This is a genomic window from Stenotrophomonas sp. 62841_Sma (genome assembly GCF_056482945.1).
Map to the genome: position 1 here is coordinate 3,432,775 of NZ_CM151224.1, position 12,033 is coordinate 3,444,807.

The 12,033-nt window shown below is 68.0% G+C and carries 11 protein-coding genes; 7 read left to right on the forward strand and 4 right to left on the reverse strand.

Annotated elements, in window-relative coordinates:
* Window positions 1-22 precede the first annotated feature (22 nt).
* Window positions 23-796: a C40 family peptidase gene (locus ACZK5G_RS16240; protein WP_014038011.1), complete on the forward strand. Its 774-nt coding sequence runs from the start codon at window positions 23-25 to the stop codon at window positions 794-796.
* A 256-nt stretch (window positions 797-1,052) separates the two neighbouring features.
* On the opposite strand, the gene ACZK5G_RS16245 is transcribed toward ACZK5G_RS16240, so the two are convergent.
* Entirely contained in the window at window positions 1,053-2,387 is a 1,335-nt protein-coding gene (locus tag ACZK5G_RS16245) for a dicarboxylate/amino acid:cation symporter (protein ID WP_006381938.1), read from the reverse strand.
* A 154-nt stretch (window positions 2,388-2,541) separates the two neighbouring features.
* On the opposite strand from ACZK5G_RS16245, the gene ACZK5G_RS16250 reads away from it, so the two are divergent.
* The 5 genes from ACZK5G_RS16250 (at window position 2,542) to ACZK5G_RS16270 (ending at window position 7,948) form a co-directional block, all read left to right on the forward strand.
* Window positions 2,542-4,248, forward strand: a complete 1,707-nt coding sequence (locus ACZK5G_RS16250; RefSeq protein ID WP_478464086.1) for an alkaline phosphatase — start codon at window positions 2,542-2,544, stop codon at window positions 4,246-4,248.
* The gene (locus ACZK5G_RS16255) at window positions 4,245-4,790 is read left to right on the forward strand and encodes a WG repeat-containing protein (RefSeq protein WP_164080556.1); all 546 of its coding nucleotides are present in this window, start codon (window positions 4,245-4,247) and stop codon (window positions 4,788-4,790) included. Before ACZK5G_RS16250 ends, ACZK5G_RS16255 begins: the two co-directional genes overlap by 4 nt.
* 706 nt (window positions 4,791-5,496) lie before the next feature.
* Window positions 5,497-6,783, forward strand: coding sequence for a tRNA lysidine(34) synthetase TilS (tilS, locus tag ACZK5G_RS16260; RefSeq protein WP_478464088.1), 1,287 nt, complete (start codon window positions 5,497-5,499; stop codon window positions 6,781-6,783).
* 36 nt (window positions 6,784-6,819) lie between these two features.
* Window positions 6,820-7,080, forward strand: coding sequence for an exodeoxyribonuclease VII small subunit (locus tag ACZK5G_RS16265; RefSeq protein WP_005410522.1), 261 nt, complete (start codon window positions 6,820-6,822; stop codon window positions 7,078-7,080).
* The gene (locus ACZK5G_RS16270) at window positions 7,070-7,948 is read left to right on the forward strand and encodes a polyprenyl synthetase family protein (RefSeq protein WP_049462723.1); all 879 of its coding nucleotides are present in this window, start codon (window positions 7,070-7,072) and stop codon (window positions 7,946-7,948) included. Before ACZK5G_RS16265 ends, ACZK5G_RS16270 begins: the two co-directional genes overlap by 11 nt.
* 85 nt (window positions 7,949-8,033) lie before the next feature.
* Here the strand turns inward: ACZK5G_RS16270 and ACZK5G_RS16275 are convergent, their stop codons facing one another.
* A complete protein-coding gene (locus ACZK5G_RS16275; protein WP_010482972.1) occupies window positions 8,034-8,405 on the reverse strand; it encodes a DUF4870 domain-containing protein in 372 nt (123 codons plus the stop codon).
* A gap of 87 nt (window positions 8,406-8,492) precedes the next feature.
* A complete protein-coding gene (pmbA, locus tag ACZK5G_RS16280; RefSeq protein ID WP_414577665.1) occupies window positions 8,493-9,860 on the reverse strand; it encodes a metalloprotease PmbA in 1,368 nt (455 codons plus the stop codon).
* Between the two features lie 68 nt (window positions 9,861-9,928).
* Here pmbA and yjgA point away from each other — a divergent pair, with 68 nt between their 5' ends.
* Entirely contained in the window at window positions 9,929-10,516 is a 588-nt protein-coding gene (gene yjgA / locus ACZK5G_RS16285; protein WP_317218116.1) for a ribosome biogenesis factor YjgA, read from the forward strand.
* 41 nt (window positions 10,517-10,557) lie between these two features.
* Here yjgA and tldD read toward each other — a convergent pair whose 3' ends face one another.
* Window positions 10,558-12,003, reverse strand: a complete 1,446-nt coding sequence (gene tldD / locus ACZK5G_RS16290) for a metalloprotease TldD (RefSeq protein ID WP_277779229.1) — start codon at window positions 12,001-12,003, stop codon at window positions 10,558-10,560.
* Window positions 12,004-12,033: the final 30 nt, after the last annotated feature.

Sequence of the window (12,033 nt, forward strand, 5' to 3'; positions counted from 1 at the left end):
GTTTTTTTCCTGTGACCGACGCGTGACGACTGACGACCTGAAAAGCGAAGGCCAGACTTCCGTATCTTCACGTAGTGCCCGCCCGCTGTTGCTTGGCCTGGCACTGTGTCTGACCAGCCTTCCGGCCTGGTCGCAGACTGCTCCGAACCGTTCCGATGTGACCCCGGCCCCGGTGGCCGAGAACACCACCCGACCGGCCGCCAAGGCCGAGGCTGCCGCTCCGCAGCGCAGCCGCGTCGATGCCGCCGCCAGCGCCACGCTGGCCGCTCTGCTGCCGCACCTGGCCGCCAACGACACCATTCCGCTGATGGACCGCTCGGCCGTGGTGGCCGGCGACCTCAGCCGCCTGCTCGCCAACTACGACACCAGCAGCGCCGCCAATGGCAGCGTTGTCGGCACCGCCGCCGACAACGGCAAGGTGCAGTCGCTGCTGCGCCGCGCGATGACCCTGCTGGGCACCCCGTACCGTTGGGGTGGCAGCAATCCGGACAGCGGTTTCGACTGCAGCGGCCTGGTCGGTTATGTGTTCCGTTCGGCCCTGGGCATCGAGCTGCCGCGCGTCTCGCGCGAGATGGCCCACGATGACAACGCCGAACTGATCAACGACCGCACCGCGCTGGCTGCCGGTGACCTGGTGTTCTTCGGCCGCAAGGGCCGTGTTGACCACGTCGGCATCTATGTCGGCGACGGCCGCTTCCTGCACGCGCCGAGCTCGGGCAAGGACGTCCGCGTGGATACCCTGCTCAGCGGCTACTGGGGCAACAAGTTCATGCAGGCCCGCCGGGTCGATCTCTGACCCGCTGGCGCCACCGCGCCGCCTGACACGAGAAAGCCGCTGCCCTGCAGCGGCTTTTTTGTTTGCGCCCCCACTGGGTGCCGACCTTGGCCGGCACTGCGCCACCTGCCCCAGTGGGTGCCGACCGTTGGTCGGCACTGCGGCCATCCACGCATGGCGTGGATCTACCGGGGACCTACCCTGATCGGCACCGCGCCAGTCAGCTCCAAAACAAAAAGCCCGCCGTTCAGGGCGGGCCTTTCATCTCCACGCAACCTCAGGCGCGTGGCGGTGTCGGGTCGGGATCATCCACACCCACATTGCTGGACGGGTTGTCATACACCGCCTGGTCAAGCAGGCCGGTTTCCTTGGCCACGATCACCGGCACCAGCATCTGGCCCGTCACATTCGTCATCGTACGCATCATGTCCAGGATGCGGTCGATGGCATACAGGTAGCCGATGGTCTCCAGCGGCAGGTTGGCTGCGCTCAGCACCACCGTGGCCATGATCACCGCGGTACCCGGCACGCCGGCGGTACCGAAGCTGCCCAGCACCGAGGCGATCAGCACCACCACGTACTGCTCCGGGGTCAGCGGCACACCGCTGTACTGCGCGATGAACACCGCGCACAGCGCCGGGTAGATCGCGCCGCAGCCATCCATCTTGATGCTGGCACCCAGCGGCACCGCGAACGAACCGTAGTCCTTGTTCACGCCCAGGTTGTGGGTGATCGAGCGCAGCGCCACCGGCATCGCTGCGAAGCTGGACGAGCTGACGAAGGCGACCTGCATGCCCGGCGCCGCGCCACGGAAGAACTTCAGCGGGTTCAGGCCGTGCGCCAGCAGCAGTGCGCTGTAGACCACCACGATGTGCAGGGCGCAGGCCACGTACAGCGCCAGCACGAAGTGGCCCAGCGGCAGCAGTTTCTCGAAACCGTAGCTGCCGACCAGGCCAGCAATCAGGCCGAAGGTGCCGATCGGGGTGACTTCCAGCACGAAGCGGGTCACCTGGATCATGATGTCGCTCATCTGCCCGACCAGCTTGCGCGCCTCGGTCACCTTCTCGCCCAGCTTGACGATGGCAAAGCCCACCAGGCCAGCGAAGAAGATCACTGGCAGGATCGAGCCGCGACCGGCAGCCAGCACGGTTTCACCGGCCGCATTGACCTTGGTGCCGATGCCGGACAGCGCGTAGAAGACATTGGCCGGCACCACGTCCAGCAGCACCTGCACCACGCTGGGCACTTCGCGCGGCACGTAGTTGCTGGCCATCGACAGCTGCAGGCCACCGGCGCCGGGCTGCAGCACGGTACCCACGCCCAGGCCGACGCACACCGCCAACGCGGCGGTGATCACGAACCACAGGAAGGTGCGGCCACTGAGCGCGGCGACCGACTTCTGGCCGTGCAGCGACGAGATTGCGTTGATGACCGCGAAGAACACCAGCGGCACGGCGATCATCTTGATCAGGGTGACGTACAGCTCGCCGAGCGGGCCGAACCACGTTTCCGCGGCCGGGCCGAGCGCCCAGCCGGCCAGCGCGCCGAGCACGAAGCCACCGACCACGCGCTGCCAGAATGGAATCCGCAGCCAGGCAGAGACCAGCTTCATAGGCAATCCAGAGGGGAAGGAAGGGATGCTGGCACGATAGCCCAAGGCGGCCCGCGGAACGACCGCCCGGCCGGCAAATCAGTGTGTCATCGGCGTGCCTTGCGAGGGCGGGCATAATGAACGTCCCGTTACAGTTTGTGAGATCCCAGCGTCCATGCGCCGTTCCGTCTCCCTGTTGGCCGCCTGCGCCACCACCCTGCTGCTGGGCGCCTGCGCCAGCACCACCCCCGCGTCCGCCCCGGCCGGCCTGAAGGTCGCTGTCGACCCCGTTGCCCATCCGGCCGGCGAGACCCCGCAGTGGTGGTACCGCAGCGGCGCCGCCCAGGCCGCCGCCAACGGCGCGATGTCCGGCAAGGCCAAGAACGTCATCCTGTTCCTCGGCGACGGCATGAGCCTGACCACGGTGGCCGCCTCGCGCATCTACGAAGGCCAGCAGAAGGGCGGCTCGGGTGAAGAGAACCTGCTGTCCTGGGAGCGCTTCCCGGCCACGGCCTTCAGCAAGACCTACAACACCGATTCGCAGACCCCGGATTCGGCCGGCACCATGACCGCCATCACCACCGGCGTGAAGACCCACATGGGCGCGATCGGCGTCAGCGCCGGCAGCCGCACCGACTGCGCCGACAGCCTGTCCAAGGGCCTGCTGACCTGGCTGCAGCTGGCCGACAGCGCCGGCCTGGCCACCGGTGTGGTGTCCACCGCACGCCTGACCCATGCCACTCCGGCCGCCACCTACGCGCACTCGCCCGAGCGCAACTGGGAAAACGACACCGACCTGACCGAAGCCGCGAAGGCCGCCGGCTGCAAGGACATCGCCCAGCAGCTGTTGTCCACCTCGCGCTATGGCCGTGGCCCGCTGGTCGCCCTCGGCGGCGGTCGCGGTGAATTCACCACCGTGGAAGAACGCGATCCGGAATACGACGACAAGGTCGGCCAGCGCCTGGATGGCCGCAGCCTGGTGCAGGAATGGCAGCAGGCGCACCCGCAGGGTGCCTACGTGTGGAACAGCAAGCAGCTGGCCGCCGCCGCCAACGCTCCGGCCATTCTTGGCCTGTTCGAGCCGGACCACATGCGCTACGAGTACGAGCGCCCGCAGGATCCGGGCGGTGAGCCGAGCCTGGCCGAATTGACGGCGGCAGCCATCAAGAACCTGGCCAAGCACCAGGAAGGCTACGTGCTGATGATCGAAGGCGCGCGCATCGACCACGCCAACCACAGCGGCAACGCCTACCGTGCCCTGACCGAGACCGTGGCGCTGTCCGACGCGGTGCGCGTGGCCAACGAACTGACTTCGGCCGATGACACCCTGATCATTGTCACCGCCGACCACTCGCACACCCTGAACTTCGTCGGCTACCCGGCGCGCGGCAACCCGATCCTGGGCAAGGTGAAGGACAAGGGTGGCGAAGACGGCGCCGGCAAGCTGGACTACGCGCTGGACGGCACCGGCCAGCCGTATACCACCCTGAGCTACGCCAACGGCCCGGGCCACACCGGCAGCAGCAACCAGCAGCCGGCTGGCACCAAACGCTATCCGCACAATCCCAGCACGTTCGAGCCGGCCAATGGCCGCCCGAACCTGCGCGAGGTCGACACCGAGCATCCGGACTACATGCAGGAAGCACTGGTGCCGATGAAGTCCGAGTCGCACGGCGGCGAAGACGTCGGTATCTGGGCACGCGGCCCGGGCAGCAAGGCGATCCGCGGCACGCTGGAACAGAACGCGATCTACCACATGATCGTGCAGGCCACCCCGGCCCTGCGCGAGCGCCTGTGCCAGGCCGGCACCTGCGACGACAAGGGCGTGCCGGTACAGCTGCCGGCGCCGACCGCATTCGAGCGCAAGGCCGAGGCCAAGTGATCGTGAGGCAGGCCTACCCTGCTCCTGCCAGCGGCCGCTTCGCGCGGTCGCTGGTCCTGCTTGGCGTGCTGGTCAGTGCCAATGCAGCGGCACAGGCACCGGCGTGCAAGCTGCTGACCGACGAACACGGGTTGTGGCCGCTGCCCAACTGCGAAGTGGTCGATCACCGGCCGAAGATCAGTGCCGACACCTTGAAGGACCTGAATTACGACGACCATGGCCTGGCCGTGGTGTACGCCGACCAGGGCTTCCACTACGTCAACCGCAAAGGCCGCAGCCTGCCGGTACTGACCTGGGACAACGGTCCGGAAACGCCGCAGGAAGGCCTGCTGCGCGCCCGCGTCGGCAACCGCGTGGCCTACTTCGATCTGAAGTTCCGCCAGGTGGTGCCCGGCACCTTCGATTTCGGTTGGCCATTCCAGGATGGCGTGGCCGAAGTCTGCAATGGCTGCCGGCGCGGCACGCCGGATGCCGATGGCCACACGCCGATGGAAGGCGGAGAGCGGTTCCGCATCGACCGTTCGGGTCGTCGGGTAAAGTAGGGTTTTCGGCAGGGCTGCGCCCTGCACCTGCAGACGCAACGGCAACGGCCGAAGCAACAGCGTGCATTCCGTGGGATGGCGGGGCACTGTGGGTTTGCGGGGACGGCGCAAGTACGTCCATGTAGCCTTGATCGCCGCATCCATGCGGCTCACACCCCGCAAACCCACAGTGCCCCGCCTCTGACAGATCTCCGCGGTTGTTGGTAGGTGTCGACCTTGGTCGACACATCTGTCAGATATCGAATGAGTCATCCACGCATGGCGTGGATCTACTGTGTCGACCAAGGTCGACACCTACCAAAGCGGTGCACGACGCCGTTCTGGCAGATCGCGGCATTCTGTCGAAGGCGGGGTGGGTCCGGTTGCGGGGGCGTGAGCCGCATGGGCCCGAGGCATGCCTCGGGCGGGTTGGGCAGGACGCCCAACCCCGGTCTTGCCGTGTGCGCAGGACTGCGCACACGAGCAAGCGGCGACCGAGCTTACATGGGTGAGGGCGCTTTGCTTGCGAAGCACGGCTTCGCAAGCGCCCGAACGCACAGCCGCCAGCGGCTGGGCCGGGCCCCGGAGGGGGACTTGCAGCGGCCCCCGCAACCGGACCCACCCCGCCAACCCTCAGGAAACCCGCTTCTGCTGTCGCTTCGGCCGTTGCCGTTGCTTGTAGCGGGTGCAGGGCGCAGCCCTGCCGACCAACCCTATACTTGCCGCCGTGACTGAATTCCCTGCCCTCGTTCCGCTGGATGCGCCGCTGCTGGTGGGCTACAGCGGTGGTGTCGACTCCACCGTGCTGCTGCATTGGCTGTGGTGCTGCGCGCAAGCTTCCGGCACGGCGCTGCGCGCGGTGCACGTGCACCACGGCCTGCAGCCCGATGCGGATGACTGGGTGCTGCACTGCCAGCAGCAATGCGAGGCCTGGGACATCGAACTGGCCGTGCATCGCGTGCAGGTCGACAACCGCGCGGGCCTCGGCCTTGAAGGCGCGGCGCGGCAGGCACGACGCGCCGCGTTCGCGGCGGAACTGCGCGACGGCGAAACGCTGGCACTGGCGCAGCACCTGGACGACCAGGCCGAGACCTTCCTGCTGCGCGCCCTGCGCGCTTCCGGCGTTGATGGCCTGGCGGCGATGTCCACGCACAGCCGCCTTGGCGAACATCCCTTGTGGCGCCCGCTGCTGGCGGTACCGCGCAGTGCGCTGATCGACCATGCCCACCAACATGCACTGCACTGGATCGAAGACCCCAGCAACGCCGACGACCACGCCGATCGCAACTTCCTGCGCCTGCAGGTGCTGCCGCTGTTGCGCCAGCGCTGGCCGCATGCCGCTGCGGCGATGGCGGGCAGCGCAACGCACTGCGGGCAGACCCGCGAACTGCTTGACGAGGAAGACGCCGAGCTGATCGCACACCTGGAAGTCGCTCCACGCGTGCTGTCGCTGCAGCTGCTTCGCCAGGTCTCAACGGGCCGTGCCGCACGCGTGCTGCGTGCCTGGTTGGCCGGCCACGACGCGGCACCGCTGCCGGCCACCGTGCTGCAGCAGGCGCTGGACGAGCTGCTGCCGGCCGACAACGATCGCCAGGCGCGGGTGCGCTGGCACGATCACGCGATCCAACAGTGGCGCGACCACGCCTACCTGCTGCCGGCCCGGCTGCCTGCGCTTCCCCTCGGGTGGCAGGCCGAATGGGATGGACGCGCACCGCTGGCACTGCCCGATGGTGGACAGCTGCGCCTGCAGGGCACCCCGGCCTTCGATCGCCCGCTGCAGGTCCGTGCACGCGTGGGCGGTGAGCGCATTCTGCTGCCCGGTCGCCAGCATTCGCACGCGTTGAAGGACTGCCTGCAACGCGAACACCTCGCCCCCTGGCGACGCGCGCAGCTGCCGCTGATCTTTGATGGCCCGCAGTTGCTGGCCGCCGCCGACGTGGTCATCGCCGCACCGCTGCAGGCCTGGCTGCAGGCGCATGGCGCGCAGTTGCAGTGGCGCCCGGGCGGCTGGTGAATTGACCCCCGCGCGCGGCCCGTCCACACTTGCCGCATGGCCAAGAAGTCCCCCGAAAACGCCTCCCCGGTCGCCCAGTTCGAGCAGTCGCTCGAATCGCTGGAGCAGTTGGTGGAGCAGATGGAAACCGGCGAGCTGAGCCTGGAAGCTTCGCTCAGTGCTTACGAACGTGGCGTCGGTCTGTATCGCCAGTGCCAGCAGGCGCTGGAGCAGGCCGAGCTGCGCGTGCGCCTGCTCAGCGATCCGGCGCAGCCGGAAGCATCCGAGCCTTTCGATCCGCCCAGCCATGACGGCTGAGGTTCTGTTCGCGCGCTGGCGCGACCGTATCGAAAGCCAGCTCGACGCCGCGCTGCCCTCGCCTGCCGAAGCACCGCAGCGCCTGCACCAGGCCATGCGCTATTCGGTGCTGGGCGGTGGCAAACGCATGCGCCCGCTGCTGGTCTACGCCAGTGGCCACCTGTTCGGTGCGCAGCCGGAAAGCCTGGATGCGGCCGCCATGTCCGTCGAACTCATCCACGCCTACTCGCTGGTGCATGACGACCTGCCGGCAATGGATGACGACGCGCTGCGTCGCGGCAAGCCGACCACCCACATCGCCTTCGATGAAGCCACCGCGATTCTGGCAGGCGACGCGCTTCAGACCCGTGCCTTCGGCCTGCTGGCCGATGCACCGCTGCCGGCCACGCTGCGCGTGGCCTGCCTGCAGACCCTGGCCCACGCGTCCGGCGCCGCTGGCATGTGCGGCGGCCAGGCGCTGGATATCGATGCCACCGGCCAGCAGCAGACGCTGGCGGCATTGACCCGCATGCATGCCCTGAAGACCGGCGCGCTGATCCGTGCGGCGGTGCGCATGGGCGCGCTGTGCGGCCAGGCCCACGAACCTCAGCTGGCCCAGCTGGACAGCTTCGCCGACGCACTCGGCCTGGCCTTCCAGGTACGCGATGACATCCTCGATGTCGAGGCCAGTTCCGAGCAGCTGGGCAAGACCGCCGGCAAGGACCAGGCGCAGGACAAGAGCACCTTCCCTGCCCTGCTCGGCCTGGACGGGGCGAAGGCCCAGCTGCACGAACTCGCGGCACGCATGCAGGCGATCCTGGCCGGGTACGGCGAAGAGGCCGATGCACTGCGTGCACTGGCGACGCTGGCGGTCGAACGCGATCATTGATCGCTCGCCGGGCACCGCCCGTCGCTCCCCGCACATGAAAACGCCCGGCAATGCCGGGCGTTTTCAATTCCGCATGCCGCCGGTATTACTTGATCAGGCGCAGTGCGAACGGGTAGCGGTAGGCTTCGCCGTTGTTGGCCTTGACCGCTGCGATGATGCTGAACACCAGGCTGATGATGCCCACGATCGGGGCCAGGAACACGCCGATGATCACGATGGTCAGGATCATGCTGATGACCATGGCGATGGTCACGGTGATCTGGAAGTTCAGGGCTTCCTTGGCCTGGTCGGTCACGAAGGCCTTGCCCGCGTCATCCTTGTTGATCAGCCAGATGATCAGCGCGCCGATGAAGCCGGTGAAGATGCCCAGCAGGTGCGCGGCCAGGGCCATGGTGCGCTGGTCGGCCGGCACGTCGGTGGTGGCCGGCGGCGGCGGGACGTTATCGAATTCGCTCACGACAAAACTCCTTTTCATTGGGTGGTCTTGACCCACCAGCACCAAGCTGGTTGCGTCAGGCGGGCATAGCTTACGCCATCGACGCCATCAATCATTACCGGCGATGGTCATCCGCCCCAGCAGGATCGAACCGGTCCGGATGTGCGAGCGCGGGTCGACGTCACTGCCGACCGCTTCGATGCTGCTGAACATCTCGCGCAGGTTGCCGGCGATGGTGACGCCATCCACCGGGTACTGGATCTCACCATTCTCGACGCGGAAGCCGCCGGCACCGCGCGAGTAGTCGCCGGTCACCCCGTTCACGCCCTGCCCCATCAATTCGGTCACCAGCAGGCCATCTCCCATCTGCCGGGCGATGTCCTGCAGGGAGCCCGCGTTGGCGGCCAGCTGCAGGTTGTGCACGCCACCGGCATTGGCGGTGGTCTGCAGCCCCAGCTTGCGTGCCGAGTAGCTGCCCAGCACATAGCGCTGCAGCACGCCGTCACGGACCAGGGCCGAAGCACGCGTGGCCACGCCGTCACCGTCGAAGGCGGCCGAGCGCAGGCCACGGCGCAGGTGGGGCAGTTCCTCGATCTGCATCCAGTCCGGGAACAGCTGCTGGCCAACGCTGTCCAGCAGGAAGCTGGCCTGGCGGTACAGCGCACCGCCGGACACCGCCGACAGCAGGTGGCCAACTAGGCTGCGCGCCACTTCCGGGGCGAACAGCACCGGCATGCTGCCGGTGGCCATCGAACGAGGCTGCAGGCGGGCGACGGTGCGCTCGGCAGCACGACGACCGACCAGGCCCACCTCTTCCAGATCCTCGCGGGCCAGCGCGCTGGTGTACCAGCCATCGCGCTGCATGCCATCGCCCTGGCCGGCGATCAGCGCACAGCCCACCGAATGATGGGTGCCACGCTCACGGCCGAAAAAGCCATGCGAATTGGCGTACACCGACAGGCTCTGCATGCTCGAAACCGAGGCGCCGTCGGAATTACGGATCTGCGCATCGGCCTCACGGCCTGCGTTCTCGCAGGCCAGGGCCAGGTCCACCGCCTCGTCGGCCTGCAGCGCCCAGGGGTGCCAGGCATCCAGATCCGGGAAATCGGTGGCCATCAGTGCGGCCTCGGCCAGGCCGGCAGCCGGGTCATCTTCGGTGTGCCGGGCGATCGCACAGGCCTGCTCGACCGTGGCGGCAAGGCTGGCCTCGTTCAGGTCGCCGGTGCTGGCGCTGCCCTTGCGTTGGCCGAAATAGACGGTGACGGCGATACCGCGGTCACGGGTGGACTGCACGGTCTCCACCTCCCCAAGGCGGACATTGACCTCCAGGCCACGATCCTCGCTGCAGCTGACCTCGGCCTGGCTGGCGCCCAGCGCACGGGCGCGGTCGAGCAGCTGCTGGGAGAGGTCGGCCAGCCGTTCCAGCCGGGCCAGGCTGTCGTCGCCGACAGCGACTTCAGGGGCGATCACGTTCAATGCTTTATCCTGTACGGGTTGGGCCCGGCATCACGCCGGGCGACTTTTTTTGAGATCAGGTAGGAACGATGCGCGGACGCGACGAAGAAACCGGTGAATTCCACGACAAGAGCCGCAGCCAGAACCGGCGCGACGCGCTCGACGTTCTGGCCCTGGGCGAGAAGCTGGTGTCGTTGACCCCGGCGCAGCTGGCACGCCTGCCGATCCCGGAAGACCTGCTGCCGCATATCGCCGAGTGCAAGCGCATCACCGCCCACATCGCCCACAAGCGCCAGCTGGCGTTCCTGGCCAAGCACATGCGCCGCGAAGAAGACGCCACGCTGGATGCGATCCGCGATGCGCTGGACGCCAACAGCGAAACCGGTCGCCGTGAAGTGGCGATGATGCACCGCGCGGAAGACTGGCGCGAGCGCCTGCTGGCCGAGGGTGACAAGGCGCTGGCTGCACTGCTGGACGACTACCCGCAGGCCGACCGCCAGCAACTGCGCACGCTGGTGCGCAATGCGCAGGCCGAGAAGGCCAAGAACAAGCCGCCGCGCGCCTACCGCGAAATTTTCCAGGTGCTGCGCGCCCTGATGCTGCCGGCCGCGCTGGGCCTGAAGGCCAGCGCCGAAGACGCCGCCCCCGTCGACAGCGACGAAGCCGACGAGGACTGAGTCCGCGTCGGCCTGGGCGGTGGCGCTGGCCATCGCCCGGCTCAGGCCTGGGTACCGCCGACCGTGATGCCCTCGATCAGCAGCGAGGGCTGGCCGACACCCACGGGCACGCTCTGCCCGTCCTTGCCACAGATGCCCACGCCCTCGTCCAGGGCCAGATCGTTGCCGACCATGCGCACCTTCTGCATGGTTTCCGGACCGTTGCCGATCAGCGTCGCACCCTTCACCGGCGCGGTGATGCGGCCATCCTCGATCAGGTAGGCCTCGGTGGCCGAGAACACGTACTTGCCGCTGGTGATGTCGACCTGGCCGCCACCGAAGTTGACTGCGTACAGGCCCTTCTTCACCGAACGGATCATTTCCTGTGGGTCGTGCTGGCCGGCGCGCATGTAGGTGTTGGTCATGCGCGGCATGGTCAGGTGCGCGAACGATTCGCGGCGGCCGTTGCCGGTCGGCGCCATGCCCATCAGCCGTGCGTTGAGGCTGTCCTGCATGTAGCCGACCAGGATGCCGTCCTCGATCAGGGTGGTGCACTGGCTCGGGTGGCCCTCATCGTCGATGTTCAACGAACCACGGCGTCCGTCCAGCGTGCCGTCATCGACGATGGTCACGCCCGGGGCGGCAACGCGCTCGCCGATGCGGCCCGCGTAGACGCTGGTGCCCTTGCGGTTGAAGTCGCCTTCCAGGCCGTGGCCGACCGCTTCGTGCAGCAGCACGCCGGGCCAGCCCGGACCAAGCACCACCGGCATCACCCCGGCCGGTGCCGGAACGGCGTCCAGGTTCACCAGCGCCTGGCGCAGCGCCTCGCGGGCAAAGGCCTCGGGGCGACCGTCCGCGAACAGCTCCTCATACCCGTAGCGGCCACCACCGCCGGCATAGCCGGACTCGCGGCGACCGTTGTGCTCCACGATCACCTGCACGTTCAGGCGCACCAACGGGCGCACGTCAGCGCCCAGCACACCGTCGCTGCGGGCGATAAGTACCGTATCGACGCCGCCGGACAGGCTGACCATGACCTGCTTCACGCGCGGATCGGCGGCACGCAGGTAGCCATCCAGGCGCTTGAGCACCTCGACCTTGGCCTCGTTGCCGATGCCATCGATCGGGTCCAGCGCCGGGTACAGCGCGCGCGCGTTGCCGCGCAGCAGCGACCGCCCGGACTGGGCGCCACCTTCACGCGAGATCGCACGCGCCGACTGCGCCGCCGTCAGCAGCGCATCGGCATGGATGTCGTCGGAGTAGGCGAAGCCGGTCTTCTCGCCGGAAATCGCCCGCACGCCCACGCCCTGCTCGATGGAATGGGCGCCGTCCTTGACGATGCCGTCTTCCACGCTCCAGCTCTCGCGGCGGGCATGCTGGAAATAAAGGTCGCCGAAGTCCACACCGGGGCCGAGCAGCTGGCCGAAGGTGCGCTCCAGGCCAGCGGTATCCAGGCCGCCGGGGCGCAGCAGGCGGTCTTGGGCAAGCGTCAGGGCGATATCAGTCATGGTTCTCGATCTGGGGATGCGGGGGCGCTC

Excerpts from the sequence above, each read along its gene's own strand:
- ACZK5G_RS16245 (WP_006381938.1), bottom strand. The coding sequence starts at position 2,387 with ATGAAGCTGGTCTCTGCCTGGCTGCGGATTCCATTCTGGCAGCGCGTG.
- ACZK5G_RS16265 (WP_005410522.1), top strand. The coding sequence starts at position 6,820 with ATGGCCAAGAAGTCCCCCGAAAACGCCTCCCCGGTCGCCCAGTTCGAG.
- ACZK5G_RS16270 (WP_049462723.1), top strand. The coding sequence starts at position 7,070 with ATGACGGCTGAGGTTCTGTTCGCGCGCTGGCGCGACCGTATCGAAAGC.
- ACZK5G_RS16250 (WP_478464086.1), top strand. The coding sequence starts at position 2,542 with ATGCGCCGTTCCGTCTCCCTGTTGGCCGCCTGCGCCACCACCCTGCTG.
- tldD (WP_277779229.1), bottom strand. The coding sequence starts at position 12,003 with ATGACTGATATCGCCCTGACGCTTGCCCAAGACCGCCTGCTGCGCCCC.
- yjgA (WP_317218116.1), top strand. The coding sequence starts at position 9,929 with ATGCGCGGACGCGACGAAGAAACCGGTGAATTCCACGACAAGAGCCGC.